We start from the raw sequence: 26,519 nt of genomic DNA on the forward strand, positions 1-26,519 counted from the left end.
GGAGGAACCATCATGCGCTCGATTCTGCTCTGGATGCTTGGGGTGCCAATCCCGGTGATCATTCTGATCGCGATCTTCATGCACTAATAGAAAAGGGCCGCTAATGCGGCCCTTCTCGCAACTGTACAACCCGCAGAAGCGGCTTTATGCCGCTTTACAGGAACTGCTCAGCATAGTGACACGCCACCTGCCGCGTCCCGACCTGCCTGAACGCCGGAATCTCCTTGCCACAACGCTCGGTGGCATAGGGGCAGCGCTTGTGGAAGGCGCAGCCATCAGGCGGGTTCAGCGGGTTGGGGAGCTCACCGGCGATGCGGATCTTCGGCTTCAGCGGGTCGGGGTGAATGGCCGGGGTCGCCGAGAGCAGTGCCTGGGTGTAGGGATGCAGGGGCTTGTCGTAGATATCTTCCTTCGGCCCCATTTCCGCCGGGCGCCCCAGGTACATCACCAGCACCTGGTCAGCGACATGCCGCACCACCGCGAGGTTGTGCGAGATGAACACATAGGCGGTGTTGAACTCTTTCTGCAGGTCCATGAACAGGTTCAGCACCTGGGCCTGGATCGATACATCGAGCGCCGAGGTGGGTTCGTCCGCGACCAGTACCTTGGGCTGCAGCATCATCGCCCGAGCCAGGGCGATACGCTGGCGTTGACCGCCTGAGAACATGTGCGGATAGCGCTGGTAGTGCTCGGGGCGCAGACCGACCTGCTGCATCATCTTCTGCACCTTGTCGCGGCGCTCGGTCTTGCTCAGCGAGGTATTGATCAGCAGCGGCTCGGCCAGTTGGTCGCCGATCTTCTGCCGCGGATTGAGTGACGCATAGGGGCTCTGGAAGACCATCTGCACATCACGGCGCAGTTGCTTGCGCTGGGCCTTGTCGGCGCCGTTGACCTCGGTGCCGGCAATTTGCAGCGAGCCCGAGGACGGCTCTTCGATCAGGGTCAGGGCACGGGCGAGGGTGGACTTGCCGCAGCCGGACTCGCCGACCACGGCCAGGGTCTTGCCGGCCTCCAGTTCGAACGACACGCCATTGAGCGCGCGCACCAGTGCATGGCCCTTGAACAGGCCGCGGGAGACTTCGTAGTGACGGGTCAGTTCACGGGCGGACAGAACGACAGTCATCACGCCACCTCCTGGTTCAACGGGTAGAAGCAGCGCACCAGGCTGTGGGCCTGGGGATCGAGGGCCGGACGCTGTGCCCGGCAGTTGTCACGGACATAAGGGCAACGCGGCGACAGCAGGCAACCCTGGGGGCGGTCATAGCGCCCAGGCACGATGCCGGGCAGTGTGGCCAGCCGTTCGGCGCCGATGCTGTGCTCGGGGATCGCCGCCAGCAGCGCTTCGCTGTAAGGGTGTGCGGGGATGTCGAACAGTTCCGGCACCTGGCCCACTTCCACTGCCTGTCCTGCATACATCACGCACACCCGCCTGGCGGTTTCCGCGACCACTGCCAGGTCGTGGGTGATCAGGATGAGCGCCATGTTGCGCTCCTTCTGCAGGTTGACCAGCAGTTCCATGATCTGCGCCTGAATGGTCACATCGAGGGCGGTGGTCGGTTCGTCGGCGATCAGCAGCTTGGGTTCGCCAGCAATCGCCATGGCGATTGCGACGCGCTGGCTCATGCCGCCGGAGAGCTGGTGCGGGTAAGCGTCCAGGCGGCTTTCGGCGGCCGGGATCTCGACTTTCTTGAGCAGCTCCAACGCGCGCTGGCGTGCTGCCTTGCCCTTCAGACCGAGGTGTTGGCGCAGCACTTCCTCGATCTGGTAGCCCACGGTGTAGCTGGGATTGAGTGCGGTCATCGGGTCCTGGAAGACCATGGCGATGTCCTTGCCTACCACCTTGCGCCGTTGACGACCGCTGAGCTTGAGCATGTCGGTGCCGTCGAAGGTGAGGCTGTCGGCGGTGATGCGGCCGGGGGCGTCGATCAGGCCCATCAGGGCCATCATGGTCACCGACTTGCCGGAGCCGGACTCGCCGACGATGGCGAGGATCTCGCCGGCGTCCACCGACAGGTCGAGGCCGTCTACCACGGGTACTGCGTTGGTGTCGCCGAAGCGCACGTTCAGGTTGTTGATCTGCAACAGTGACATGGCGCTCTCCTCAGGCGGCGTTCTTGAGTTTCGGGTCCAGCGCATCGCGCAGGCCGTCGCCCATCAGGTTGATTGCCAGCACGCTGAGCAGGATCGTCAGGCCAGGCAGGCTCACCACCCACCAGGCGCGCTCGATGTAGTCGCGGGCAGAGGCCAGCATGGTGCCCCACTCAGGCGTGGGCGGCTGGACGCCGAGGCCGAGGAAGCCCAGGGCAGCGGCGTCGAGGATCGCCGAGGAGAAGCTCAAGGTAGCCTGCACGATCAGCGGTGCCATGCAGTTGGGCAGCACGGTGACGAACATCAGGCGTGGCAGGCTGGCACCGGCCAGACGTGCGGCGGTGACGTAGTCACGGTTCAGCTCGCCCATCACCGCGGCACGGGTCAGGCGTACATAGGAGGGCAGCGACACCACGGCAATGGCGATCACCGTGTTGATCAGACCAGGGCCGAGGATGGCGACGATGGCCACGGCCAGCAGCAGCGAAGGCAGGGCCAGCATCACGTCCATCAGGCGCATGATCGACGGGCCGAGCAGACGCGGGAAGAAACCGGCGAACAAGCCCAGCAGGATGCCGGGGATCAGCGACATCACCACCGATGACAGGCCGATCAGCAGCGACAGGCGCGCGCCCTGGATCAGGCGCGAGAGCAGGTCGCGGCCCAGTTCGTCGGTGCCGAGGATGAACTGCCAGGTGCCGCCCTCGAGCCAGACCGGTGGGGTCAGCAGGAAGTCGCGGTATTGCTCGCTGGGGTTGTGTGGCGCGACCCAGGGGGCGAACAGCGCACAGAACACGATCAGGCACATGAAGACCAGGCCTGCCACTGCGCCCTTGTTGCGCGAGAAGGCCTGCCAGAATTCCTTGTACGGGGAGGGGTAGAGCTGGCTGTGGTCGGCGGTTGGGGCCTGGGTCACAGCGTGGGAAGTCGGGTTAGTCATGGCGGGGCCCTCAGCGCTGATGACGGATGCGTGGGTTGGCCAGGCCGTAGAGGATATCCACTACGAAGTTGACCAGGATCACCAGGCAGGCGATCAACAGGATGCCGTTCTGGACCACGGGGTAGTCACGGGCGCCGATGGCTTCGATCAGCCATTTGCCAATGCCCGGCCAGGAGAAGATGGTTTCGGTGAGCACGGCACCGGCGAGCAAGGTGCCGACCTGCAGGCCGAACACCGTCAGGACCGGGATCAGCGCATTGCGCAAGCCGTGCACGAACACCACGCGGGCCGGCGATAGGCCCTTGGCGCGGGCGGTACGGATGTAGTCTTCGCGCAGCACCTCGAGCATCGAGGAGCGGGTCATGCGGGCGATCACCGCCAGAGGAATGGTCCCGAGCACGATGGTCGGCAGGATCAGGTGCATGAACGCATCCTTGAACGAGCCTTCATCGCCCACCAGCAGCGTGTCGATCAGCATGAAGCCGGTCACCGGCTCGACGTCGTACAACGGGTCGATGCGCCCGGACACGGGCGTCCAGCCCATGCTCACCGACGAGAACATGATGAGAATCAGGCCCCACCAGAAAATGGGCATGGAATAGCCGGCGAGCGAGACGCCCATCACCCCATGGTCGAACAACGATCCGCGCTTGAGCGCCGCGATCACCCCGGCCAACAGGCCGAAGACGCCGGCGAAGATCAATGCGCAGAACGCCAACTCCAGCGTCGCGGGGAACAGCGTGGTGAACTCGTTCCACACGCTCTCGCGCGAGCGCAGCGATTCGCCGAGATCGCCCTGGGCGAGCTTGCCGATGTAATCCATGTACTGGGCTGGCAGGGGTTTGTTCAGGCCAAGGCGTTCCATGGCCTGGGCGTGCATTTCAGGGTCGACCCTGCGCTCGCCCATCATCACTTCCACCGGGTCGCCGGGGATCAGGCGTATGAGCGCGAAGGTCAGCAGGGTGATACCGAAGAAGGTCGGTATCAGCAGGCCCAGGCGCCGGGCAATAAAACTCAACATCGTCGGAGGTACCTCATCGGCCGGTCAAGGCAGCCGCCGGCCCTTGCAGAGGCCGGCGGTCATGTTTTTCTTCTACTTCACCTTGGTGGTGGCGAAGTTGTTATTGGTCAGAGGGTTGATGACATATCCCTCTACGTTGTCGCGCATGGCCGTGAACATCTTCGGATGGGCCATGCTGATCCACGGTTGATCCTCATCGTACACCGCCAGCGCCTCGCTATAGAGCTTGGCACGCTCATCGTTGTCGATGATCTCGCGGGCACGGGTGATCAGTTCCTGGAACTTAGGGTTGCACCAGCGCGCATAGTTCTCGCCGGTCTTGGCGGCGTCACAGCTGAGCATCGGTGTCAGGAAGTTGTCCGGGTCACCGTTGTCGCCGGCCCAGCCGGCGGAGACCAGGTCCGCCTCGCCCTTCTTGGCGCGGCGTAGCATCTCGGCCCACTCCATCACGCGAATGTCGAGCTTGAGCCCGATCCTGGCGAGGTCGGCCTGCAGCATCTCGGCCGACAAACGCGGATTGGGGTTGGTCGGGCCGCCACCGTTGCGGGTGAACAGGGTGATGGCGGTGCCCTCGGGGACGCCGGCTTCCTTGAGCAGGGCGCGGGCCTTGTCGAGGTCGCGCGGCGGGTTCTTGTTGGCGGTGTTGTAGCCGATCATGGTCGGCGGGTAGGGGTTGACCCCGACCAGCGCATTGCCCTTGCCGAACAACTGGTCGACGTGGGTCTGGCGGTCGAAGGCGATGTTGATCGCCTTTCGCACGCGCACGTCGCTCAGGTACTTGTGCTCGGTATTCATGGCGATGTAGCCGGTGACCAGGGCCTCGATCTCGGCGACCTTGAGCTTGGGATCGGTCTTGATCGCCGGGACGTCGTCGGGTTTGGGGTACAGGGCGATCTGGCATTCGTTGGCCCGCAGTTTCTGCAGGCGCACGTTGTTGTCGGTGGCGATGGCGAACACCAGCGTGTCGCTGGGCGGCTTGCCGCGGAAGTAGTCGGGGTTGGCCTTGAAGCGGACCTGGGCGTCCTTGTTGTAGCGCTGGAACACGAATGGCCCGGTGCCGATCGGCTTGCTGTTCAGGTCGCCGGTCTTGCCGGCCTTGAGCAACTGGTCGCCGTATTCGGCGGAGTAGATCGAGGTGAAGGCCATGGCCAGGTCGCGCAGGAACGGCGCTTCCGGGCGGGTAAGGGTGATCACCACGGTGTGGTCGTCGGTCTTGCTCACCGACTTGAGCAGTTGCCCGAAGGCCATGCTCTCGAAATAGGGGTAACCGACGCTGGTCTTGTCGTGCCACGGATGCTTGGCATCGAACTGACGGTTCAGGCTCCACAGCACGTCATCGGCATTGAAGTCGCGGGTGGGGGTGAAGTAGTCGGTGGTGTGGAACTTCACACCCTGGCGCAGGTGGAAGGTGTAGGTCAGGCCGTCGGCGCTGATTTCCCAGCTGTCGGCCAGGGCCGGCTGGATATCGGTGGTGCCGGGCTTGAAGTCGACCAGGCGGTTGAACACGGTTTCGGCCGAGGCGTCGGCGGTGACCGCGGTGGTGTACTGGACGATATCGAAACCTTCGGGGCTGGCTTCGGTGCACACCACCAGGGGCTTGGCCGCGAGGTTGCCGGCAGCGCCCAGGATGATCGCTGCCAGGGCAGCGCGTAGCGGTAGCGATTTCATGGAACCTCCCTGCGAATGACTCCAGCGTAGACGTCACGGCCCGGATAGCCCGGGCCGTGACGTTGGCGGTCAGAGAATGTTGAACGGAATGGTGGTGACGATGCGCAGCTCGTCCAGGCTGCCATCGGCCTGGGCCTTGCTGGCGCGGTGAGCGGTATAGGTGGCGCGGATGCTGGTGTCCTTCAGCATGCCGCTCTGCACCGCATAGCTGGTGCCGATGCCCCACTCGTAGTGGGTCTCGCCATCCATGCCACGCACGTCGTAGGCGGTACCGCGATAGTGGGTACCGTCGATGCCCCAGCCGCGGGCGTTGTACAGGTTGAACTTCAGGCCTGGTACGCCGTACTGGGCCATGTTCAGCACGTAGGAAATCTGCAGGGATTTCTCGTTCGGGCCGTTGAAGTCCGACAGCAGGGAGTTGGCCAGGTAGATACCGTTGGTTTCGTGCAGGTAGTCGAAGTACTCGTTGCCGTTGACCTGCTGCCAGGAGGCGGTGAGCGTGTGCGCCTGGTGGGTGAGGCCGAACGACAGGCTGTAGGTATCGTTGTCGATATCGCCCATCTTCTTGCTGCCGGCATCGACCGTCTTGTAGTAGTTCAGGCCGGTGGTCAGGCTCAGCACCGCGCTGTCGCCCAACACGTGGTTGGCGCCGAAGTAGTACTGGTTCCAGAAGTCGTCGACCTTGGTGGCGTACAGGCTGGTGGTCAGGCTCTTGAACGGCTGGTAGTTGATACCGGCGGTGCTGGCACGGTCGGTTTCCACGCCGGTGGCGCTGTACTCGGTGCGGAACTTGCTCAGGCTCTGCTCGGTACGCGGCGAGACGCGGTCGAAGGTGCCGATGTCGAACGACAGGTTGTCGAACTCGGCGCTGTGCAACGCCACGCCCTGGAAGCTCGAAGGCAGGGCACGGTTGCCGATGTAGGCGATCATCGGCGTGTCCAGGGACTGGCGGCCGACGGTGAGGGTGGTGTTGGAGATGCGCGCCTTGACGTTGGCCAGGCCCGCCTTGCTCCACTGGCCGACAGGGTCGCCATCGCTATGGGTCAGGGTGCGGTTGTTCGGCCCGGCAATCGCTGCGCGACCACGCTCGAGGGCGATGGCGTTGTAGGCGGCGACTTCGGTGGCGAAGCCCACGGTGCCCTGAGTAAAGCCCGAGCTGTAGTTGAGGATGGTGCCCTGTACCCAGTTGTCACGGCTGTGGGTGTCGTGGCGGGTGCCGTCGCTCTTGTAGTACTTCCACAGCGGCGCACGGGTGGCGCGTTCGCGGGCGTACCAGTTGCGGGTGCTGCCGGAAAGGCTCTGGCCTTCGAAGAAGCCCGAGGCGTCGGCCTGCTCGCTGCCCGACTTGAGGCTCAGCGGGTAGAAGTCCTGGCTGACAGGTTCTGCCTGGGCGGCGGCGCAGAAGGCGCCGATGGACAGGGCCAGCGCGGTTTTGGTGGTTCGTTTCAAGGTTAAAGCTCCCTTTCTATTCTTATATCTGTGGCCCGATCTTGTGGGTCGGGCTTGGCTCGGTGACGCGGTACTGCGGGTGTTCACCTGGGATTGCCAGGCAAATCCGGGCTGCACGCGGTCGCGGGAGTGGGGCACTCCCGGTCTGGCGATACAGGGTCAATCGATGCTGACGCCGGAGAAAACGTTGCGTCCGAAGGGGCTGACCTTGAAGTCTTTCACACTGATGCTGAGAGGTTGGTTGACCGTCGAATGGGCCACCGGGGTAATCGGTACCTGCTGCTTGAGGCGTTGCTGGGCCTGCTGGTAGAGATGGGTGCGCTGTTCGCGGTCGGTGACCTGCTTGGCCTTCTTGACCAGTTCGTCGTACTGGCTGTCGCACCACTGCGAGTAGTTGTTGCTGCCAATGGCATCGCAGCTGAACAGGGTTCCAAGCCAGTTGTCCGGGTCGCCGTTGTCGCCGGTCCAACCGATCAGGGCGATGTCGTGTTCGCCATTTTTCATGCGCTTGAGGTATTCGCCCCATTCGTAGCTGACGATACGGACCTTGAAGCCGAGCTTGCTCCAGTCGGCCTGGAGCATTTCGGCCATGAGCTTGGCATTGGGGTTGTAAGGGCGTTGCACCGGCATGGCCCAGAGGGTGATTTCCGTGCCTGGCTTGACCCCGGCCTGCTCCAGCACCTGCTTGGCCTTTTGCGGATCGAACGGCGCGTCCTTGAGCGTATCGTCGTAGGACCATTGGGTGGGCGGCATGGCGTTGACTGCCGTTTGCCCGGCGTCCTGGTAGACCGCCTGGATGATCGCCTGCTTGTTGACCGCCATGTCCATCGCCTGGCGCACTTCAAGTCGATCGAACGGTGGGTGCTGGGTGTTGTAGGCGATGTAGCCGAGGTTGAAGCCGGGCTGCGTCATGACCTGCAGCTTGCTGTCCTGCTTGAGCGCAGGCAGATCGGCCGGGCGTGGGTGAAGGGTGACCTGGCACTCGTTGCGGCGCAGCTTCTGGATGCGCACCGAAGGGTCGATGTTGATCGAGAACACCAGGTTGTCGATCTTCACCCGGTCAGGCGCCCAGTAGTCCTTGTTGCCCTTGAAGCGGATCTGCGAGTCCTTCTGGTAGCGCTGGAACACGAACGGGCCGGTGCCGATCGGCTTCTGGTTGATGTCGCTGGGCCTGCCGCTGGCCAGCAGGTGCTCGGCGTATTCGGCGGAGAGTATGGAGGCGAAGGCCATGGCGATGTTCTGGATGAACGCGGCATCGACCGTGTTGAGGGTGAAGACCACCGTGAGCGGGTCGGTTTTCTCGACCTTGGCGATGTTCTTGTCCAGGCCCATGCTGATGAAGTAGGGGAACTCGGTCGGGTAGGCCTTGCGGAACGGATGGTCCTTGTCGAGCATGCGGTTGAAGGTGAACAGCACGTCGTCGGCGTTGAAGTCGCGGGTGGGCTTGAAGTCCTTGTTGTGGTGGAACTTCACCCCGGGCCGCAGGTGGAAGGTGTAGCGCAGGCCGTCTTCGGAGACCTGCCAGTCGGTGGCCAGGCCTGGCTGCACAGCGGTGCCCCCACGCTCGAACTCGACCAGGCGGTTGTAGATCGGTTCGGCGGCATCATTGTCGGTGGCCGAGGTGTATTGAGCGGTGTCGAAGCCCGCCGGGCTGCCTTCGGAGCAGAACACCAGGTTATTGGCCTGGGCAGGGAGGGCCTGGCTGAGCAGTCCCAGACCCAGCACGGTGCCGAGCAGTGTGGTATGGCGCATGGCGATCCTTTCCTCATCTGTTTGCGCTGCCGCACACTGAACGGGCGGCAACAGAAGCCCGTTCCTGACGTTAGCGGCATCAGGAAGGGCGAGACAGGTAATGAATATGTCTAGTGGCGTAAGAAATTTCGGAAGTTTGCCGAGAAATTTCGGCGCCCCGCCGTGCTCACGCCAGCCCCGACAGATGACGGGGCTGGCTGGGCGCTATTTCTCCACGCTTACGCCATAGAAGGAGTTCAGTCCGAACGGGCTGATCTTGAAGTCCTTCACTTTCGCACTCATCGGCTGATAGACAGTTGAGTGGGCGATAGGGGTCATCGGCACCTGCTCCTTGATGATGTGCTGCGCCTGCTTGTACAGCTCGGTGCGCTTGGCCTGGTCGGAGGTGGCCTTGGCCTGCTTGATGATGTCGTCGTACGGCTTGTAGCACCACTTGGAGAAGTTGTTGCCCTCCAGTGCGTCGCAACCGAACAGGGTGCCGAGCCAGTTGTCCGGGTCACCGTTGTCGCCGCTCCAGCCGATCAGCATGGCGCCGTTTTCGCCGCCCTTGGAGCGCTTGATGTACTCGCCCCATTCGTAGCTGACGATCTTGGCCTTGATGCCGATCTTGGACCAGTCCGACTGCAGCATCTCGGCCATCAGCTTGGCGTTCGGGTTGTAGGGGCGTTGCACCGGCATGGCCCATAGGGTGATCTCGGTACCTTCCTTGACGCCGGCTTCCTTGAGCAACTGCCTGGCTTTTTCCGGATCGTACTTGGCGTCCTTGATGGTGGTGTCGTAGGACCACTGGGTCGGCGGCATGGCATTGACCGCCAGCTGGCCGGCGCCCTGGTACACCGAATCGATGATCTGCTGCTTGTTCACCGCCATGTCCAGCGCCTCGCGCACCTTGAGCTGGGCCATGGGGTTGGGCTCGTTGCTCCCCTTGATCTTGTCCATCACGTTGTAGGCGATGTAGCCGAGGTTGAAGCCGGCCTGCTCAGGCATCTGCAGCTTCGGATCCTTCTTCAGCGGCTCGATGTCGGCCGGACGCGGGAACAGGGTGACCTGGCACTCGTCGCGCTTGAGCTTCTGCATGCGCACCGAGGCGTCGGTGCTGATGGCGAAGACCAGGTTGTCGATCTTCACGTCGTCCGGTTTCCAGTAGTCCTTGTTGCCCTTGTAGCGGATCAGCGCGTCCTTCTGGTACCTGTTGAACACGAACGGGCCGGTGCCGATCGGCTTCTGGTTGATGTCGGCGGCCTTGCCCTGCTTGAGCAGCTGGTCGGCGTACTCGGCGGACTGGATCGAGGCGAAGCTCATCGCCAGGTTCTGGATGAACGCGGCGTCCACTTCGTTGAGGGTGAAGCGTACGGTGTGTTCGTCGACCTTCTCGAGCTTGGCGATGTTCTTGTCCATGCCCATGTCGGTGAAGTACGGGAATTCGGTGGGGTAGGCCTTGCGGAACGGCATGTCCTTGTCGAGCATGCGGTTGAAGGTGAACAGCACGTCGTCGGCGTTGAATTCGCGGCTTGGCTTGAAGTAGTCGGTGGTGTGGAACTTGACCCCTTCACGCAGGTGGAAGGTGTAGGTCTTGCCGTCGTCGGAAACGTCCCATTTGGTGGCCAGGCCGGGGACGACGGCGGTGCCGCCACGCTCGAACTGGGTCAGGCGGTTGAAGATCGTTTCGGCCGAGGCGTCGAAGTCGGTTCCGGTGGTGTATTGGCCCGGGTCGAAACCGGCGGGGCTGCCTTCGGAGCAGAACACCAGGTTGGACGCGGCGAGGGCGGCAGGGGCGCCAGCCAGCAGGCCTGCGCCTACCAGGAACGGAATGACTGCGTGTTTGAGCATGGTGGCCTCATTGTTGTCATTTTTGATTTGAGGTGGCCTCGTGAGCCGACCTGCGGATACTTATGCAGGGGGTGTACCCATTGCAACACTCAACAGGATAGTCGGCGCCAGAAATGTGGCACGGTCGTACATGGATGTCGCATTCATGTAAATTTTGCGTAGGTTGAACGTTTGCGCAAGAAAAAAGCTGGCATTTTGCGACATGTTTCGAAGCGTTGAGGGATGTAGGATGCACTTTAAGGGTGCGTGGGAATATTCATCTGAAGAGCTGCGGTAAGGGCTTCGCCGCTGTCATTGCGACAGGTGCGGCGAGATGGGGAGGGAAGGGGCCGTCCTGGCGGCGGCCCCGGTCGCTCAATCGAGCGCAGCCGCGATCACGGCATCTGTACTTCGATCAGCCCGTCGGCATTCATGCTGACTTCGCTGGTGCCCGCTTCGATATCCGGCGAGGCCGCTTCATCCGCAGCCATGGCTTTCATCGCCATCGGTGCGCTGCGCATGTAAGGTCGCGGGTAGCCGCTGCTGTTGAGGTTCAGGCTGACCACTTTGTAGCCTTTGCCGCCGAGGGCCTCGGTGGCCAGTTGGGCGCGGGCCTTGAAGGCGTTGACTGCATCCTTGAGCAGCTCGTCTTCACTGGCCTTGCGGGTGGCCGGGGCGATGGAGAAATCCATGCCGCCCATCTTCAGCTCCTGCAGCAGTTCACCGGTGAGCTTGGACAGGGCTGGGAAGTCGGCGCTTTCCAGGCGCAGTTCGGCGCGCTCGCGCCAGCCGGTGATCTTCTGGCCCTTGGTGTCGTAGACCGGATAGCTGTTACGGCTGCCTTGGCTGATCTTCACGTCCTTGACTTCGCGGGCCTGCTGGACCGCCTTGTTCATGGTCTCGGTGATCTGCTTGGCGAGCTTGCCCGGGTCGGTGTTCTGCGCTTCGCTGTAAAGGGTGACGACCATCAGGTCGCGGGCCACTTCCTTGCTGACCTCGGCGCGCAGCGAAACCTGGTTGTAGCGTGGCTCGTCTGCGGCCAGGGCCGGCAGGCTGGCGAGCATGCCACAAGACAGGACGAACGCGGCGCTGCGACGGGAAATGTGCATGTATGACTCCTTCAAATAGAAAGCGTGGGGATGATGTCCATTCCACGCATGGCCAATCAGACCGAAAACAGTGTAGTGGGTTCAACAATGCCATCATGACTTTGTGACAGAGTGTGGCGCTTTGCCGCATTGCTGCAGCGGGGGCCATGGCTTCGGTATACTCCAGCCGATTGTCCTGGAGCACTCATCAGGAGAGCTCATGCTCGCCCCCGCACACCCAATGTCCGCCACTCGCCAGAACCTCTGGCGCCTGACCATCATTCGCATCCTGGTCCTGGCCGCCCAGGCCGGCTCCGTGGGCGTGGCCTACTGGACCGAGCTGCTGCCGCTGCCATGGCTGTCGCTGGTGGCAACCCTGGCGCTATCGTCGCTGCTGTGTGCCTTCACCGCCTTGCGGCTGCGCCTGACCTTGCCGGTCACGGAGATGGAGTACGCCCTGCAACTGGCCTGTGACCTGCTGATCCACAGTGCCTTGCTGTACTACTCGGGGGGCTCGACCAACCCCTTCGTGTCCTATTACCTGGTGCCGCTGGCGATTGCTGCCGTGACCCTGCCGTGGATCTATTCACTGGTGTTGTCGGGCATTGCGCTGGTCGCCTACAGCCTGCTGCTGGTGCAGTTCTACCCGCTGGAGACGCTGCCGCTGGCGCGCGACACCATGCAGGTGTATGGCATGTGGCTGAGCATCGCCCTGGCCGCTGCTGTCATTACCTTCTTCGCCGCGCGCATGGCCGAAGAGCTGCGCCGCCAGGAGCAGATGCGTGCCGAGCGGCGCGAGGAAAGCCTGCGCGATGAACAGTTGCTGGCCGTGGCCACCCAGGCCGCTGGGGCCGCCCACGAGCTGGGCACGCCGTTGGCGACCATGAGCGTGCTGATCAACGAGATGCGCCAGGACCATACCGATCCGCAGTTGCAGGAAGACCTTGCGGTACTGCAGGACCAGGTCAAGCTGTGCAAGCAGACGCTGCAGCAACTGGTGCGTGCCGCCGAAGCCAACCGACGCATGAATGTGCAGGAGCAGGAGGTCACCGCCTGGCTCGACGAGGCGCTCAACCGCTGGCACCTGATGCGCCCTGAAGCCAGTTACCGCTTCCAGCGCCTGCGCGATGGCGAGGTGCCGCGGCTGATTCCGCCACCCGACCTCACCCAGGCGCTGCTCAACCTGCTGAACAACGCCGCCGATGCCTGTCCGAACGACCTCGAAGTGCGTCTGGACTGGGATGCACAGGATATCCTGATCAGCATCCGCGACCATGGCGCCGGCGTACCGGTGGCCATCGCCGAGGCGATCGGCAAACCTTTCTTTACCACCAAGGGCAAAGGCTTCGGCCTGGGCCTGTTCCTGAGCAAGGCCAGCGTGACCCGCGCGGGGGGCTCGGTGAAACTCTATAGTCATGAAGAGGGCGGCACCCTGACCGAGCTGCGCCTGCCCTATGGCAAGCGAGGAGATGAACGATGAGCGACGAGAACCAGATCGAAGGCGAAGAGCTGCCGCACCTGCTGCTGGTGGATGATGACGCCACCTTTACCCGGGTGATGGCCCGTGCCATGAGCCGCCGCGGTTTTCGGGTGAGCACCGCCGCCAGCGCCGAAGAGGGATTGATCCTGGCCCAGCAGGACTTGCCGGACTACGCCACGCTGGACTTGAAGATGGAGGGCGACTCGGGCCTGGTCCTGTTGCCCAAGCTGCTGGAACTGGACCCGGAGATGCGCGTGCTGATCCTGACCGGCTATTCGAGCATCGCCACTGCGGTTGAGGCGATCAAGCGCGGTGCTTGCAACTACCTGTGCAAGCCGGCCGACGCCGACGATGTGCTGGCGGCGCTGCTGTCCGAACATGCCGACCTCGATACCCTGGTGCCGGAAAACCCGATGTCGGTGGACCGCCTGCAGTGGGAACACATCCAGCGCGTGTTGACCGAGCACGAGGGCAATATCTCCGCCACGGCGCGGGCGCTGGGCATGCACCGGCGCACCTTGCAGCGCAAGCTGCAGAAGCGCCCGGTGCGGCGCTGATCGATCGGTAGACCGCGGCGTCTGCTCCGACTTGCCCGTGAAGAAGGCGCCGCGAAGATCAGCCCCCGATCACTGCCCGATCCATTCGCACCGCCAGCGCACCTGTGCCTGGCTCGACCGCGAACGACACCTCTCCATCCCGCCCCACCTGCGCCCGCCCGACCACTTGCCCATCGCGCAGCAACTCCAGCGGCATCCCTTGCAGCGACTGGCCTGAAGCCAGTTCCAGTTTGATCCTGATGTTCATCGGTGACCTCCTTGTCACGCGTTACGGTCGATATAGGTGGTGGCCTGCCCGTCGAGGCGAGCGATCAGCTCTGGTGCGCCATCGCGAAACTGGCGGAACAGGTTGCGCCCACGGCGTTGGGCATCGAGCGGTAGTTGCACGGTCGGGTGGAACTGCTCGCCCAGCTCGCTATAGGGATTCCAAGGGCCGATATAGGATTCGTTGATGCCATCGTCAACACTGAATGCATAGCGCACGGCGTTACCCCGACGCCAGTTCAGGCCATCCGGCTCGCGGCGTTGCCAACCGTTGGCAACGATGGCTGGCGAGGCTGTCGGGGCATCAATGAAGCCCGTCGGGCGGTTGGGCTTGTAGTCCTTGAGCAGCAGGTAAGTGCTCCAGCCCCACCAATCACGGGTGTACTGGCCGTCGTTGAGGTCGGCCACATTCTTGCGCCGCAGCACCGTCGAGCCTTGCTGGCGGTAGAGCGGAGCGAAATTGCCGGGCACCAGGTCCTGTTCGGCTGCCTGCAGGTCTGGCGTCAAGCGCAGGGCGGCGTACTGCTCCGGCGACGTGGCCCGTCCCTTGTCGAAGGCCTGGAACACTTCGTCGGCCGAACGCTGTACCGCGCGGCCGACCTGGCGTCGGTTGGCCACATCGACGCTGTCGAAATAACGCTTGTCGCCATAGGCCCGCCATTGCTCGCCTTCGGCATTGCGTACACGCAGACCATACTTGCTGTCCTCGTCGTGCATGAAGCGCGACACCAGCGAGCCGATATCGCTCGGCGTGACCGTGTCGGCCAGGGCCTTGCGCGGTACGCGCAAATGGCCGGCGGAGAACAGGTCGGTAAGGAAGTGGTCGGCGAAGGCGTTCATGGCATAGGCCAGTTGCAGGTCGCGTTCGTCGCCGCTGTCACGGGCGCGCAGTGCCTGCTGCAGTGCAGCGCCGTGGCCGGCCTGGTAAGCCAGCAGGGCCGACCGGCCGAAATGGTCCCAGTTGCTGGCGGCCAGTTTCAGGTAGCGGCCCAGTGGCAGTAGATCCGAAGCCACGCTGCCGCCTCCGGTGATGCGATTCCAGCGCGCCGACAGGCTGTCGCCCAGTGCGTCATAGGCTTCATGGGGTTGACGTCCGTCGTTGATGGCGCGATTGGCCGCCGAGATCTCTTCCTGCATGACCGCCAGAATGTCCTGGGCTTCGGCACGGGAGGCGGGCAGGCGGGCCAAGGAGTCGAAAGCCTGGAGGAAACGTTCGATGCGTTCGGCGGGTGTTGCTCCATCGGCGATGGGGCGTTCGGGCACACCATAGAAGTCACCGCCCAGAGCCACCACCTGGCCGTAGGTCAGGCTCAGGCCATTGGGCAACGGCAGAGGTGACTGGTGCGCCACGACCGGCGGTTGGTTGGCGGCAAAACGCAGCAGGACGTTGTCGCCGATGGCGGTGTGCTCGCCGCCTTCGAAGCGCAATTCGGGCCCGGTGAGCTTAGGTGCTTGGAGTGGCGGCAGGCGGTGATATTTGACGGTGTGATGGCCGTCCACTACCAGCACCAGATGCGTGTGCGCCCCCTCCAGAGGAACGCCCTCAGGGTCGAACAAGCGGTCGAGATCCGCGACCGACAGATGGGCCTGGCCGGTTGCCGGCAGTGATTGCATTTCTGACATTGTTTGCTCCATGCGATGTCTGAAAAATTCCAATTAACTGTACGTATATACAGTTGTTTTGATAATAGGGTGGAAATTTCCTACGTCAAGATCTGTTTGTGGACAGATCCTTCATCCATGGCGGACGCAATCACCTGGCACTGACGTATGATTAGCCCCTATCGGCAACCTTCTCCAGGATCGCGCGCAATGCTCGCCCTTCTTATCCAGACGTTGAACATCACGGCTCCGGTTTTCGCCATGCTGTTCATGGGCGTGCTCCTCAAGCGCATCCGCTTGATCGACGACAACTTCATCAAGGTCGCGTCCTCGCTGGTGTTCAACACCTGCATGCCGGCGCTGCTGTTCCTGGGTATCTATCACGCCGACCTGTCGACGGCGGTCAAGCCCGGGGTCATCCTCTACTTCATCCTCGCGACTCTGGTGTGCTTTGCGCTCTCCTGGGGGCTGGCGATCTGGCGCAGCCCGCCAGAGGACCGCGGCATCTACACGCAAGGTGCGTTTCGCGGCAACAACGGAGTGATCGGCCTGGCGCTGGCGGCCAGCCTCTATGGCGACTACGGGATTTCCCTCGGTGCGGTACTCGCCGGGCTGGTGATCCTGCTCTACAACTCGCTGTCGACGGTGGTGTTGGCGGTGTACAGCCCGAGCTTGAAATCCGACCCGTGGAGCCTGTGCAAGAGCATCTTCAGCAACCCGCTGATCATCAGCGTGCTGGCAGCGACGCCCATGGCGTATGGGCAGGTGCCCCTGCCCAACTGGTTGCTGACCTCGGGCGACTACCTGGCGCAGATGACCCTGCCACTGGCGCTGATTTGCATCGGCGGCACCCTGTCGCTGGCGGCCCTGCGCGACAGCGGCAAGCTCGCGGTGGATGCCAGCCTGGTGAAGATGGTCTGGCTGCCGCTGGTGGCCACCTTGGGCGCCTGGCTGTGCGGGTTTCGCGGCGCGGAGCTGGGGATCCTGTTTCTCTACATTGGCAGCCCGACGGCGGCAGCCAGTTATGTCATGGCCCGCGCGGCCAATGGCAATCACGAGCTGGCTGCGTCTATCATCGTGATCACGACGCTAATGGCGGCGATCACCACCAATATCGGCATATTCATCTTGCAATGGGGCGGGTGGATCTAGATGCTGGCCGCCACAACACAACAACACTGCCTCCTGAACTAAAGGACACTTCATGCAAGACCAGAGCACGCCCGCGGGGTTGCAACGCGGGCTGAAGAATCGCCATATCCAGTTGATTGCGCTGGGCGGTGCCATCGGCACCGGCCTGTTCCTGGGGATCGCCCAAACCATCCAGTTGGCCGGCCCTTCGGTACTGCTGGGCTATGCGATCGCTGGCCTGATGGCTTTCCTGATCATGCGCCAGCTGGGTGAAATGGTGGTCGAAGAGCCGGTTGCCGGCAGCTTCAGCCACTTCGCCCATCAATACTGGAGCGAGTTCGCCGGCTTCGTCTCGGGGTGGAACTACTGGGTCGTCTACGTATTGGTTGGCATGGCCGAACTGACGGCCGTGGGTATCTACGTGCAGTACTGGTGGCCGGAGTTTCCGACCTGGGCCACGGCGGCGATCTTCTTCGTGGTGATCAACGCCATCAACCTGACCCAGGTGAAGGTCTACGGTGAGATGGAGTTCTGGTTCGCCCTGGTCAAGGTAGTGGCGATCGTCAGCATGATCGGCTTCGGCGCCTGGCTGCTGGGCAGCGGTCATGGTGGCCCGGATGCCAGCGTGGCCAACCTGTGGCAGTACGGTGGCTTCTTCCCCAATGGCATCACCGGGCTGATCATGGCGCTGGCGGTGATCATGTTCTCCTTTGGCGGCCTGGAGTTGGTGGGTATCACCGCTGCCGAGGCGGACAATCCGCGCCAGAGCATCCCCAAGGCCACCAACCAGGTGGTCTACCGCATCCTGATCTTCTATATCGGCGCGCTTGCCGTGCTGCTGGCGCTGTACCCGTGGCAGAAGGTGGTGCAGGGCGGCAGCCCGTTCGTGATGATCTTCCATGAGCTGGACAGCGACGTGGTCGCCACCGTGCTCAACGTCGTCGTGCTGACCGCCGCACTGTCGGTCTACAACAGCTGCGTCTACGCCAACAGCCGCATGCTGTTCGGCCTGGCCAGCCAGGGCGATGCGCCGCGCCAGTTGCTCAAGGTCAGCCGCAGCGGTGTGCCGTTGGTGGCGCTGGGCGTTTCGGCGCTGGCGACCGGTTTGTGCGTGGTGATCAACTACCTGATGCCGGGTGAGGCGTTCGGTTTGCTGATGGCTCTGGCGGTATCGGCGCTGGTGATCAACTGGGCGAGCATCAGCATCACCCACCTGAAGTTCCGCAAGGCCAAGCTGGCGGCGGGCATCACGCCGTTCTACCGCAGTTGGGGGCATCCGCTGACCAACTATCTGTGCCTGGCGTTCATTGCACTGATCCTGGTGGTGATGTACCTCACCCCACCAGTGCGCATCTCGGTGATGCTGATTCCGCTGTGGATCGCTGCGCTGTGGGTGGCATTCCGGGTGAAGAAGGCGCGTCAGGCCAAGGGATGAATCTGCGCTGATGCGTCGCTCTTTTCGCGGGTAAACCCGCTCCCACAGGGTCCGTGCAGCGGCGTGCCTGTGAGGGCGGGTTTACCCGCGAAGAGGCCGGTGCGACCTCAGGCCTGGTAACTGTCGATCACTTCCTGTGCCGCGCGGAACGCATCGATCGCCGCCGGGATCCCTGCGTACACTGCGCAATGCAGCAGCGCCTCCCGAATCTCCTCCACCGTGCAGCCGTTGTTCAGTGCCCCGCGCACATGGCCCTTGAGCTCCTGTGGGCACTTCAGTGCGGTCAGCGCCGCCAGGGTGATCAGGCTGCGAGTCTTCAATGGCAGCCCCTCGCGGGACCAGACGCTGCCCCAGGCATGCTCGTTGACGAAGTCCTGCAGGGGCTGGGTGAATTCGGTGGCATTGCCCAGGGCGCGATCCACGAAAGCGTCCCCCATCACCTGGCGCCGAACCTGCTCACCGGCGTTCTTGTTGTCGGTCATTGCGTTTTCCTCAGTGTTGGCGGCGCCAGGCGCGAAGCGTGGTGTATAGCAGTACCACCGCCAGCACCGGCATGACGTAGAACAGCATGAGGCGCTCCAGGCGCCCGGCCAGTGGCATGCCGGTGGTGAAGGCCACCACGTGCAGACCGTAAGCCAGGTAGAGCGCGAGGAACACCAGCCCTTCGGCGCGGGTGATCCGGTAGCCGGAATAAAACACGGGCAGGCTAAGGACGGCGACCCCGAGCATCACCGGCAGGTCGAACGCCAGGGCGTTGGGTGAGATGGTCAGCGGTTCGGGCGTGGTCAAGGCAGTCAGCCCCAGCACTGCCAGGAGGTTGAACAGGTTGCTGCCGATCACCGTACCCACGGCGATCTCGCGCTCGCCACGCAGGGCGGCGATCAGCGCGGCGGCCAGTTCCGGTAGCGAAGTGCAGACCGCGACCACGGTCAGGCCGATGATCCGCTCGGACAGGCCCAGGTCGGTGGCGACCTCGACCGCCGCCTCCAGCAGCAAGTGCCCGCCGAGGCTGAGTAGCACCAGCCCGAACAGGGTCTGCAGCACCACGGTACTCCAGAAGCGGCCCGGGCTGCGGCGAGCGGCGTCGGGCGCAGGATAGGTGCGGGAATAGTGGCGGGACTGATGCCAGAGCATGCCCAGGTAGCCCAGCAGGCCCAGCAGCAACAGCGCGCCCTCGAGCCTGCCCAGTTCGCCGTTGGCCGCCAGCAGGTAGACCACTGCACTGGCCGCGATCATCAACGGGATGTCCAGGCGTACCAGTTGCCGCGAAACGCGCAGCGGGATGATCAGCGCAGCAAGCCCGAGGATCACCAGCACATTGAAGATATTGCTGCCGATCACACTGCCCACCGCCACGTCCGGCGCGCCCTGGTAGGCCGCCTGCAGGCTGACTGTCAGTTGTGGCGCGGTACTGCCGAAGGCCACCAGGCTCAGGCCGATGATCAGCGGCCGCACGTGCAGGCGCGTGGCCAGGCGCAGGGCGGCGCGTACCAGCAGTTCGGCGCCGATGACCAACAGCACCAGGCCCAGGCCCAGTTGCAGGAGGCTGAAGGTGGGGAGGGTGGCGAGGTCGAAAATGGCAGGGCTCCAGTCAGGTCAGTCGCTCAGACCTTGTACCCGGACTCGCGCCGTTCCGCTACGGAGCATGCCGATTTTTTCTGCGGCAGCGCGTGACAGGTCGATCAGTCGGCCACGGGTATGGGGGCCGCGGTCGTTGATACGCACCACCACGCTGCGCTGGTTGGACAGGTTGGTCACCAGTACTTGGCTGCCGAACGGCAGGGTGCGATGGGCGGCGGTGAGGCCGTGCTGGTTGAAGGCTTCGCCGCTGGCGGTGCGTTTACCGTGGTGGCGGGAGCCGTAGTAGGAGGCGGTGCCGGTTTCGTCGTAGCCGCGTGGGTCGATGTCATGGCTGGCACAGCCGGCCAAGGCAGAGAAAAGAGCCAGGGCGGTGAGGTTTTTTTTCAGCAAGGCAGGTGCTCTCCGGTGCTTCCATTCGCGGGCAAGGCGGAGCGCCGAACCGCCGCTCCGACTTGCCCGCGAACGAGGGCGTTCAGGTCACCCTTCGAGCTTGGCCTTGAGCAATTGGTTCACCTGCCCCGGGTTGGCCTTGCCCTTGGAAGCCTTCATCGCCTGGCCGACGAAGAAACCGAACATCTTGCCGCGCTTGGCTTCATCGGCGGCGCGGTACTGTTCGACCTGCTCGGCGTTGGCGGCCAGCACTTCATCGAGCATCTTGTCGATCGCGCCGGTGTCGGTCACCTGCTTGAGGCCCTTGCTCTCGATGATGCTGTCGGCATCGCCTTCACCGGCAGCCATGGCCTCGAACACGGTCTTGGCAATCTTGCCGCTGATGGTGTTGTCGCGAATACGCTGCAGCATGCCGCCGAGCAGCTCGGCACTGACCGGCGACTGGTCGATTTCGACACCCAGCTTGTTCAGCAGGCTGCCCAGCTCGACCATGACCCAGTTGGCCGCCAGCTTGGCGTCGCCGCCGATGCTGGCCACCTGCTCGAAGTAGTCGGCCTGTTCGCGGCTGCTGGCCAGCACGTTGGCGTCGTAGGCCGACAGGCCGTACTGGCTCTGGAAGCGTTCGACCTTCTGCGTTGGCAGTTCGGGCAGCGAGGCGCGGACGGTCTCGAGGAAGCTTGGCTCGATGACCACCGGCAGCAGGTCCGGATCGGGGAAGTAGCGGTAGTCGTTGGCTTCCTCCTTGCTGCGCATGGAACGGGTCTCGTCCTTGTTCGGGTCGTACAGGCGGGTTTCCTGGACCACCTTGCCGCCGTCCTCGATCAGGTCGATCTGGCGCTGGATCTCGCTGTTGATCGCCCGTTCGATGAAGCGGAACGAGTTGACGTTCTTGATCTCGCAGCGGGTACCGAACTCGACCTGGCCTTTCGGGCGAACCGAGACGTTGCAGTCGCAACGCAGCGAGCCTTCGGCCATGTTGCCGTCGCAGATGCCCAGGTAGCGCACCAGGGCGTGGATGGCCTTGACGTAGGCCACGGCCTCTTTTGCGCTGCGCATGTCCGGCTCGGAAACGATTTCCAGCAGCGGTGTGCCAGCGCGGTTCAGGTCGATCCCGGTGGCGCCGTTGAAATCTTCGTGCAGGCTCTTGCCGGCATCTTCCTCAAGGTGTGCGCGGGTGACGCCGATGCGCTTGAGGGTGCCGTCTTCCAGGGCGATGTCCAGGTGGCCCTTGCCAACGATCGGCAGGTCCATCTGGCTGATCTGATAGCCCTTGGGCAGGTCGGGGTAGAAGTAGTTCTTGCGCGCGAACACGTTGCGCGGCCCGATCTCGGCATCGATGGCCAGGCCGAACATGCAGGCCATGCGTACGGCCTCCTGGTTCAGCACCGGCAGTACGCCGGGCATGCCCAGGTCGACCAGGCTGGCCTGGGTGTTCGGCTCGGAGCCGAAGGTGGTGGCGCTGCCGGAGAAGATCTTCGACTGGGTGGCGAGCTGGGTATGAATCTCCAGCCCGATCACAACTTCCCATTGCATGTGTGAATTCCTCAGAAGCCGTTGGGGGCGCGGGTGTGCCAGTCGGTGACTTGCTGGTAGCGGTGCGCGACGTTGAGCAGGCGGCCTTCCTGGAAGTACGGGGCCAGCAGTTGCACGCCCACCGGCAGGCCATCGACGAAGCCGGCCGGCATCGACAGGCCGGGCAGGCCCGCGAGGTTGGCGGTGATGGTGTAGACGTCCTCGAGGTAGGCGGCGACCGGGTCGGCGTTCTTCGAGCCGAGTTTCCAGGCCGGGTTCGGCGTGGTCGGGCCGAGGATGACGTCGACCTGTTCGAAGGCTGCCATGAAGTCGTTCTTGATCAGGCGACGGATCTGCTGAGCCTTGACGTAGTAGGCGTCGTAGTAGCCGGCCGACAGGGCGTAGGTGCCGACCATGATCCGGCGCTGTACTTCAACGCCGAAGCCTTCGCCACGCGAGCGCTTGTACAGGTCGGTGAGGTCTTTCGGGTCTTCGCAGCGGTAGCCGAAGCGCACGCCGTCGAAGCGCGAGAGGTTGGAGGAGGCTTCGGCCGGGGCGATCACATAGTACGCCGGGATGGCGTGCTGCATGTTCGGCAGGCTGATTTCCTTGACCACCGCGCCGAGCTTCTCCAGTTCCTTGACGCTGGCCTGGACCAGTTCGGCGATGCGCGGATCGAGGCCGGCGCCGAAGTACTCCTTCGGCAGGCCGATGCGCAGGCCCTGCAGCGAGGCGTTGAGGTTGGCGCTGTAGTCGGGTACCGATTCGTCGACGCTGGTCGAGTCCTTGGGGTCGAAACCGGCCATGCCTTGCAGCAGCAGGGCGCAGTCTTCGGCAGTGCGGGCCATCGGGCCGCCCTGGTCGAGGCTCGAGGCGTAGGCGATCATGCCCCAGCGCGAGACGCGGCCGTAGGTGGGCTTGAGGCCGGTGAGGTTGGTCAGTGCGGCTGGCTGGCGGATCGAGCCGCCGGTGTCGGTGCCGGTGGCGACCGGCAGCAGGCGCGCGGCCACGGCTGCGGCGGAGCCACCCGACGAGCCGCCTGGCACGTGCTCGAGGTTCCACGGGTTCTTCACCGCGCCGTAGTGGCTGGATTCGTTGGCCGAACCCATGGCGAATTCGTCCATGTTGGTCTTGCCGAGAGTGACCATGCCGGCTTCGGCGAGCTTGGCGACCACGGTGGCGTCATAGGGGGCGGTGAAGCTGTCGAGCATCTTCGAGCCGCAGCTGGTGCGTACGCCCTGGGTGCAGAACAGGTCCTTGTGGGCAATCGGTGCGCCCAGCAGTGCGCCGGTTTCGCCATTGGCGCGACGGGCGTCGGCGGCGCGGGCCTGTTCCAGCGCCTGCGCTTCGGTGACGCTGATGAAGCTGTTGATCTGTGGGTCGAGCTGCTTGATGCGCGACAGCAACGCGCCGGTCAGCTCTTCGGAGGAAAACGACTTGTCGGCGAGTCCGCGGGCGATCTCGGCCAGAGTGAGTTGATGCATGGCAGGCTCTATCCCTTACTCGATGACTTTCGGAACCAGGTACAGACCGTTCTCGGTCGAGGGTGCCACCGCCTGGTAGCGATCGCGCTGGTTGCTTTCGGTCACCTGGTCGGGACGCAGGCGCTGGGTGGCTTCGAGCGGGTGGGCGAGGGGCTCGATGCCGGTGGTGTCGACGGCTTGCATCTGGTCGACCAGCCCGAGAATACTGTTCAAGGCATCGGTAATGCGTGGCAGTTCGCCTTCATTGAGGCCCAGACGGGCCAGATGGGCGATCTTTTCCACGTCACAGCGTTGAAGCGCCATGGGGATCTCCAGGAAAAACAGAAACAGAATGCTTCCGTAATGAGGAACATGCCGGGATTCTGGCGGTCATACGGCCGCGATCATCGGCTGGCGTGCTCGGAAAAACTGCCAATTTAACATATTGGCTCCTTGCCCAAAATCCCTGCCATTGTTAGAGTTTGCCGCACTTTTTTACCCACGCTTTCCCCAGGGTCACTTTCCCATGTTCAAGAAACTGCGTGGCATGTTTTCCAGCGATCTGTCCATCGACCTGGGTACTGCCAACACCCTTATTTACGTGCGTGAGCGCGGTATCGTCCTGAATGAGCCCTCGGTTGTTGCCATCCGTACCCACGGCAACCAGAAAAGCGTCGTGGCCGTCGGTACCGAAGCCAAGCGCATGCTCGGCCGCACTCCCGGCAACATCGCTGCCATTCGTCCGATGAAGGATGGCGTGATCGCCGACTTCAGCGTCTGCGAGAAGATGCTGCAGTACTTCATCAACAAAGTGCACGAAAACAGCTTCCTGCAGCCCAGCCCACGCGTGCTGATCTGCGTACCGTGCAAGTCGACTCAGGTCGAGCGCCGTGCCATCCGTGAATCGGCGCTGGGCGCCGGTGCCCGTGAAGTGTTCCTGATCGAAGAGCCCATGGCTGCCGCCATCGGTGCCGGCCTGCCGGTCGAGGAAGCCCGCGGTTCGATGGTCGTCGACATCGGTGGCGGTACCACCGAAATCGCCCTGATCTCGCTCAACGGTGTGGTCTACGCCGAATCCGTACGTGTGGGCGGCGACCGTTTCGACGAAGCCATCGTCACCTACGTGCGCCGCAACTACGGCAGCCTGATCGGTGAATCCACCGCCGAGCGCATCAAGCAGGAAATCGGTACCGCCTACCCGGGCGGCGAAGTCCGCGAGGTCGACGTGCGCGGCCGCAACCTGGCCGAGGGCGTACCACGTGCCTTCACCCTGAATTCCAACGAAGTGCTCGAGGCGCTGCAGGAATCGCTGGCGACCATCGTCCAGGCGGTCAAGAGTGCCCTGGAGCAGTCGCCGCCGGAGTTGGCGTCCGACATCGCCGAGCGTGGCCTGGTGCTGACCGGCGGTGGCGCGCTGCTGCGTGACCTCGACAAGCTGCTGGCCCAGGAAACCGGCCTGCCGGTGATCGTTGCCGAAGACCCGCTGACCTGCGTCGCCCGTGGCGGTGGTCGTGCGCTGGAGATGATGGACAAGCACGCCATGGACCTGCTCTCCAGCGAGTGAGTCCTGGCGCTGTCCAGCCGTCGCTGAAGATCGCCTGGTTTACAGGTGGCACGCACAGTGCTACCTGTATGCGCTGTTGACGTCCGTCGGGCGTCGTTTCCGTCAATCCGCAGGCTGGTGGTTGCATTGACCTCGTGCAATGACCGCTTGAATCGTCGTCCACGAGGAACGGCCCATTAAACCGCTTTTCTCCAAGGGCCCTTCGCTGGGCGTTCGTCTGCTCGTGCTGGTGGTGATGTCGGTCGCGCTGATGGTGGTCGACTCGCGCTTTGACGTGCTCAAGCCGGTACGCAGCCAGATGGGGCTGGTGCTGATGGAATCCTATTGGGTCACCGACTTGCCGCAGCGTCTGTGGCAGGGCGTGGCCGGGCAGTTCGGCAGCCGCACCGAGCTGATCGCCGAAAACGAGAAGCTCAAGACCGAAGCCCTGCTGTTGCAGGGGCGTCTGCAGAAGCTGGCCGCGCTCACCGAGCAGAACGTGCGCCTGCGCGAATTGCTCAATTCTTCGGCACTGGTCAACGAAAAGGTCGAAGTCGCCGAGTTGATCGGGGTCGATCCCAATCCCTTCACTCATCGCATCCTGATCAACAAGGGCGAGCGCGACGGTGTGTTCCTCGGCCAGCCGGTGCTCGATGCCCGCGGCCTGATGGGCCAGGTGGTCGAGCTGATGCCCTACACCTCGCGCGTGCTGCTGCTGACCGACACCACCCACAGCATTCCCGTGCAGGTCAACCGCAACGGCCTGCGCGCCATTGCCAGCGGCACCGGCAACCCGGAGCGCCTGGAACTGCGTCACGTGGCCGATACCGCCGACATCAAGGAAGGCGATCTGCTGGTGAGCTCCGGCATGGGGCAGCGTTTCCCGGCCGGTTATCCGGTGGCCACGGTCAACGAGGTAATTCACGACTCCGGTCAGCCGTTCGCCATCGTTCGCGCCATTCCTACCGCCGCCCTCAATCGCAGCCGGTACATGTTGCTGGTGTTCAGCGATCGACGTACGCCTGAGCAGCGTGCCACTGATGCAGCGATCGCCCAGGAAGAGGCCGACCGTCAGGACGGTGCGAGTGCCAAGCCGGCAGCCGTGCCAGCACCGGCAACTGCGCCTGCGAGCGGCGCACCGGCCCATGCGCCAGCACCTGCCGCCACCGCGCCAGCCCACGGCTCTTCCACCTCACACCCACCAGCCGCACCCGCGTCGCCTGCACAGCCCCGGAGAGAATGATGGCCAGTACCCGTAGCAGAAACGGCTGGGCCATCTGGCTGACCTTCGTCATCGGCCTGCTGCTCAGCGTCACGCCGATGCCGCAGTTCATGGAGGTGTTCCGCCCCATGTGGCTGGCCTTGTTGCTGGCGTTCTGGACCCTGGCCGTACCCAGCAAGGTCGGCATGACCACGGCCTTCGTGCTCGGCCTGGCCGAGGACGTGCTCTACGGCACCCTGCTGGGGCAGAACGCGTTGATCCTCACCTTGATCACCTTCCTGGTGCTGTCCCTGCAGCAACGCCTGCGCATGTTCCCCATGTGGCAGCAGAGCCTGGTGATCCTGGTGGTGTTCGGCATCGCCCAGTTGATCCAGCTGTGGCTCAGCGCCCTGACCGGCAATCGCCTGCCGACGCTTGCACTGGTGTGGTCGGCGGTGATCAGCGCCTTGCTCTGGCCCTGGATCAGCTTCGCCCTGCGCGGCATGCGCCGACGCCTGCATATCCACTGACGCGTCGCCACTGAC

Annotated in this window: 24 protein-coding genes; 7 read left to right on the top strand and 17 right to left on the bottom strand. The window is 63.6% G+C overall.

The features are described 5' to 3' along the window. Positions 1 to 154: 154 nt before the first annotated feature. The 9 genes from ACTYOL_RS05040 to ACTYOL_RS05080 all read right to left on the bottom strand — a co-directional run bounded on the left by ACTYOL_RS05040 (position 155) and on the right by ACTYOL_RS05080 (position 11,836). Positions 155 to 1,123, bottom strand: a complete 969-nt coding sequence (locus ACTYOL_RS05040) for a peptide ABC transporter ATP-binding protein (RefSeq protein WP_054893483.1) — start codon at positions 1,121 to 1,123, stop codon at positions 155 to 157. Beyond that, positions 1,123 to 2,091: an ABC transporter ATP-binding protein gene (locus ACTYOL_RS05045; RefSeq protein WP_063543131.1), complete on the bottom strand. Its 969-nt coding sequence runs from the start codon at positions 2,089 to 2,091 to the stop codon at positions 1,123 to 1,125. Before ACTYOL_RS05045 ends, ACTYOL_RS05040 begins: the two co-directional genes overlap by 1 nt. Positions 2,092 to 2,101: 10 nt before the next feature. Further along, the gene (locus tag ACTYOL_RS05050; RefSeq protein ID WP_197892890.1) at positions 2,102 to 3,028 is read right to left on the bottom strand and encodes an ABC transporter permease subunit; all 927 of its coding nucleotides are present in this window, start codon (positions 3,026 to 3,028) and stop codon (positions 2,102 to 2,104) included. A gap of 10 nt (positions 3,029 to 3,038) precedes the next feature. Further along, the gene (locus ACTYOL_RS05055) at positions 3,039 to 4,049 is read right to left on the bottom strand and encodes an ABC transporter permease subunit (RefSeq protein ID WP_054893480.1); all 1,011 of its coding nucleotides are present in this window, start codon (positions 4,047 to 4,049) and stop codon (positions 3,039 to 3,041) included. Between the two features lie 72 nt (positions 4,050 to 4,121). Next, positions 4,122 to 5,717: an ABC transporter substrate-binding protein gene (locus tag ACTYOL_RS05060; protein WP_153772684.1), complete on the bottom strand. Its 1,596-nt coding sequence runs from the start codon at positions 5,715 to 5,717 to the stop codon at positions 4,122 to 4,124. A 69-nt stretch (positions 5,718 to 5,786) separates the two neighbouring features. Next, on the bottom strand, positions 5,787 to 7,166 hold the full coding sequence (locus ACTYOL_RS05065; protein WP_054893478.1) for an OprD family porin: 1,380 nt from the start codon (positions 7,164 to 7,166) through the stop codon (positions 5,787 to 5,789). A gap of 159 nt (positions 7,167 to 7,325) precedes the next feature. Beyond that, positions 7,326 to 8,918, bottom strand: coding sequence for an ABC transporter substrate-binding protein (locus ACTYOL_RS05070; RefSeq protein WP_112897516.1), 1,593 nt, complete (start codon positions 8,916 to 8,918; stop codon positions 7,326 to 7,328). Positions 8,919 to 9,122: 204 nt separating this feature from the next. Next, the gene (locus ACTYOL_RS05075; protein ID WP_125930684.1) at positions 9,123 to 10,748 is read right to left on the bottom strand and encodes an ABC transporter substrate-binding protein; all 1,626 of its coding nucleotides are present in this window, start codon (positions 10,746 to 10,748) and stop codon (positions 9,123 to 9,125) included. 374 nt (positions 10,749 to 11,122) lie between these two features. Further along, positions 11,123 to 11,836, bottom strand: coding sequence for an SIMPL domain-containing protein (locus ACTYOL_RS05080; RefSeq protein WP_063543138.1), 714 nt, complete (start codon positions 11,834 to 11,836; stop codon positions 11,123 to 11,125). Between the two features lie 199 nt (positions 11,837 to 12,035). Here ACTYOL_RS05080 and ACTYOL_RS05085 point away from each other — a divergent pair, with 199 nt between their 5' ends. Beyond that, positions 12,036 to 13,295, top strand: coding sequence for an ATP-binding protein (locus ACTYOL_RS05085; RefSeq protein ID WP_197893488.1), 1,260 nt, complete (start codon positions 12,036 to 12,038; stop codon positions 13,293 to 13,295). Next, on the top strand, positions 13,292 to 13,852 hold the full coding sequence (locus ACTYOL_RS05090; RefSeq protein WP_054894408.1) for a response regulator transcription factor: 561 nt from the start codon (positions 13,292 to 13,294) through the stop codon (positions 13,850 to 13,852). Before ACTYOL_RS05085 ends, ACTYOL_RS05090 begins: the two co-directional genes overlap by 4 nt. 58 nt (positions 13,853 to 13,910) lie before the next feature. Here the strand turns inward: ACTYOL_RS05090 and ACTYOL_RS05095 are convergent, their stop codons facing one another. Together ACTYOL_RS05095 and ACTYOL_RS05100 are read right to left on the bottom strand one after the other, a co-directional pair. After that, positions 13,911 to 14,099, bottom strand: a complete 189-nt coding sequence (locus tag ACTYOL_RS05095; protein ID WP_153772681.1) for a hypothetical protein — start codon at positions 14,097 to 14,099, stop codon at positions 13,911 to 13,913. Between the two features lie 14 nt (positions 14,100 to 14,113). Next, positions 14,114 to 15,739 carry a phospholipase gene (locus ACTYOL_RS05100; protein ID WP_197893490.1) on the bottom strand — a complete coding sequence of 542 codons (1,626 nt, stop codon included), beginning with the start codon at positions 15,737 to 15,739 and terminating at the stop codon, positions 14,114 to 14,116. 189 nt (positions 15,740 to 15,928) lie between these two features. Between ACTYOL_RS05100 and ACTYOL_RS05105 the strand changes: the two genes are divergently transcribed. Together ACTYOL_RS05105 and ACTYOL_RS05110 are read left to right on the top strand one after the other, a co-directional pair. Then, entirely contained in the window at positions 15,929 to 16,870 is a 942-nt protein-coding gene (locus ACTYOL_RS05105) for an AEC family transporter (RefSeq protein ID WP_054894405.1), read from the top strand. Between the two features lie 52 nt (positions 16,871 to 16,922). After that, a complete protein-coding gene (locus ACTYOL_RS05110; protein ID WP_063543144.1) occupies positions 16,923 to 18,284 on the top strand; it encodes an amino acid permease in 1,362 nt (453 codons plus the stop codon). 107 nt (positions 18,285 to 18,391) lie between these two features. On the opposite strand, the gene ACTYOL_RS05115 is transcribed toward ACTYOL_RS05110, so the two are convergent. The 6 genes from ACTYOL_RS05115 to gatC all read right to left on the bottom strand — a co-directional run bounded on the left by ACTYOL_RS05115 (position 18,392) and on the right by gatC (position 23,554). Next, positions 18,392 to 18,766 carry a carboxymuconolactone decarboxylase family protein gene (locus ACTYOL_RS05115; protein ID WP_444757632.1) on the bottom strand — a complete coding sequence of 125 codons (375 nt, stop codon included), beginning with the start codon at positions 18,764 to 18,766 and terminating at the stop codon, positions 18,392 to 18,394. A 10-nt stretch (positions 18,767 to 18,776) separates the two neighbouring features. Beyond that, a complete protein-coding gene (locus ACTYOL_RS05120; protein WP_153772676.1) occupies positions 18,777 to 19,820 on the bottom strand; it encodes a calcium/sodium antiporter in 1,044 nt (347 codons plus the stop codon). Between the two features lie 60 nt (positions 19,821 to 19,880). Beyond that, positions 19,881 to 20,255, bottom strand: a complete 375-nt coding sequence (locus ACTYOL_RS05125; protein ID WP_176717867.1) for a septal ring lytic transglycosylase RlpA family protein — start codon at positions 20,253 to 20,255, stop codon at positions 19,881 to 19,883. A gap of 87 nt (positions 20,256 to 20,342) precedes the next feature. Next, positions 20,343 to 21,788, bottom strand: a complete 1,446-nt coding sequence (gene gatB, locus ACTYOL_RS05130; protein ID WP_054894400.1) for an Asp-tRNA(Asn)/Glu-tRNA(Gln) amidotransferase subunit GatB — start codon at positions 21,786 to 21,788, stop codon at positions 20,343 to 20,345. 11 nt (positions 21,789 to 21,799) lie between these two features. Next, on the bottom strand, positions 21,800 to 23,251 hold the full coding sequence (gatA, locus tag ACTYOL_RS05135) for an Asp-tRNA(Asn)/Glu-tRNA(Gln) amidotransferase subunit GatA (RefSeq protein ID WP_197892148.1): 1,452 nt from the start codon (positions 23,249 to 23,251) through the stop codon (positions 21,800 to 21,802). 15 nt (positions 23,252 to 23,266) lie between these two features. Then, the gene (gene gatC / locus ACTYOL_RS05140) at positions 23,267 to 23,554 is read right to left on the bottom strand and encodes an Asp-tRNA(Asn)/Glu-tRNA(Gln) amidotransferase subunit GatC (protein ID WP_054894398.1); all 288 of its coding nucleotides are present in this window, start codon (positions 23,552 to 23,554) and stop codon (positions 23,267 to 23,269) included. A 202-nt stretch (positions 23,555 to 23,756) separates the two neighbouring features. On the opposite strand from gatC, the gene mreB reads away from it, so the two are divergent. The 3 genes from mreB to mreD all read left to right on the top strand — a co-directional run bounded on the left by mreB (position 23,757) and on the right by mreD (position 26,504). Next, the gene (gene mreB / locus ACTYOL_RS05145) at positions 23,757 to 24,794 is read left to right on the top strand and encodes a rod shape-determining protein MreB (protein WP_003255163.1); all 1,038 of its coding nucleotides are present in this window, start codon (positions 23,757 to 23,759) and stop codon (positions 24,792 to 24,794) included. Between the two features lie 175 nt (positions 24,795 to 24,969). Next, a complete protein-coding gene (mreC, locus tag ACTYOL_RS05150) occupies positions 24,970 to 26,016 on the top strand; it encodes a rod shape-determining protein MreC (protein ID WP_082420955.1) in 1,047 nt (348 codons plus the stop codon). Beyond that, complete coding sequence (mreD, locus tag ACTYOL_RS05155) at positions 26,016 to 26,504, top strand: rod shape-determining protein MreD (RefSeq protein WP_054894397.1); 489 nt, start codon at positions 26,016 to 26,018, stop codon at positions 26,502 to 26,504. The genes mreC and mreD overlap by 1 nt, the downstream gene beginning before the upstream one ends. Positions 26,505 to 26,519: the final 15 nt, after the last annotated feature.

The organism is Pseudomonas sp. A014 (assembly GCF_052378495.1).
GTDB classification, from domain to species: Bacteria; Pseudomonadota; Gammaproteobacteria; order Pseudomonadales; family Pseudomonadaceae; genus Aquipseudomonas; species Aquipseudomonas machongensis.

Coding starts and splice junctions, on each gene's coding strand:
- ACTYOL_RS05040 (WP_054893483.1), bottom strand. CDS start 1,123: ATGACTGTCGTTCTGTCCGCCCGTGAACTGACCCGTCACTACGAAGTC.
- ACTYOL_RS05045 (WP_063543131.1), bottom strand. CDS start 2,091: ATGTCACTGTTGCAGATCAACAACCTGAACGTGCGCTTCGGCGACACC.
- ACTYOL_RS05050 (WP_197892890.1), bottom strand. CDS start 3,028: ATGACTAACCCGACTTCCCACGCTGTGACCCAGGCCCCAACCGCCGAC.
- ACTYOL_RS05055 (WP_054893480.1), bottom strand. CDS start 4,049: ATGTTGAGTTTTATTGCCCGGCGCCTGGGCCTGCTGATACCGACCTTC.
- ACTYOL_RS05060 (WP_153772684.1), bottom strand. CDS start 5,717: ATGAAATCGCTACCGCTACGCGCTGCCCTGGCAGCGATCATCCTGGGC.
- ACTYOL_RS05070 (WP_112897516.1), bottom strand. CDS start 8,918: ATGCGCCATACCACACTGCTCGGCACCGTGCTGGGTCTGGGACTGCTC.
- ACTYOL_RS05075 (WP_125930684.1), bottom strand. CDS start 10,748: ATGCTCAAACACGCAGTCATTCCGTTCCTGGTAGGCGCAGGCCTGCTG.
- ACTYOL_RS05080 (WP_063543138.1), bottom strand. CDS start 11,836: ATGCACATTTCCCGTCGCAGCGCCGCGTTCGTCCTGTCTTGTGGCATG.
- ACTYOL_RS05085 (WP_197893488.1), top strand. CDS start 12,036: ATGCTCGCCCCCGCACACCCAATGTCCGCCACTCGCCAGAACCTCTGG.
- ACTYOL_RS05090 (WP_054894408.1), top strand. CDS start 13,292: ATGAGCGACGAGAACCAGATCGAAGGCGAAGAGCTGCCGCACCTGCTG.
- ACTYOL_RS05095 (WP_153772681.1), bottom strand. CDS start 14,099: ATGAACATCAGGATCAAACTGGAACTGGCTTCAGGCCAGTCGCTGCAA.
- ACTYOL_RS05100 (WP_197893490.1), bottom strand. CDS start 15,739: ATGTCAGAAATGCAATCACTGCCGGCAACCGGCCAGGCCCATCTGTCG.
- ACTYOL_RS05105 (WP_054894405.1), top strand. CDS start 15,929: ATGCTCGCCCTTCTTATCCAGACGTTGAACATCACGGCTCCGGTTTTC.
- ACTYOL_RS05110 (WP_063543144.1), top strand. CDS start 16,923: ATGCAAGACCAGAGCACGCCCGCGGGGTTGCAACGCGGGCTGAAGAAT.
- ACTYOL_RS05115 (WP_444757632.1), bottom strand. CDS start 18,766: ATGACCGACAACAAGAACGCCGGTGAGCAGGTTCGGCGCCAGGTGATG.
- gatB (WP_054894400.1), bottom strand. CDS start 21,788: ATGCAATGGGAAGTTGTGATCGGGCTGGAGATTCATACCCAGCTCGCC.
- gatA (WP_197892148.1), bottom strand. CDS start 23,251: ATGCATCAACTCACTCTGGCCGAGATCGCCCGCGGACTCGCCGACAAG.
- gatC (WP_054894398.1), bottom strand. CDS start 23,554: ATGGCGCTTCAACGCTGTGACGTGGAAAAGATCGCCCATCTGGCCCGT.
- mreB (WP_003255163.1), top strand. CDS start 23,757: ATGTTCAAGAAACTGCGTGGCATGTTTTCCAGCGATCTGTCCATCGAC.
- mreD (WP_054894397.1), top strand. CDS start 26,016: ATGGCCAGTACCCGTAGCAGAAACGGCTGGGCCATCTGGCTGACCTTC.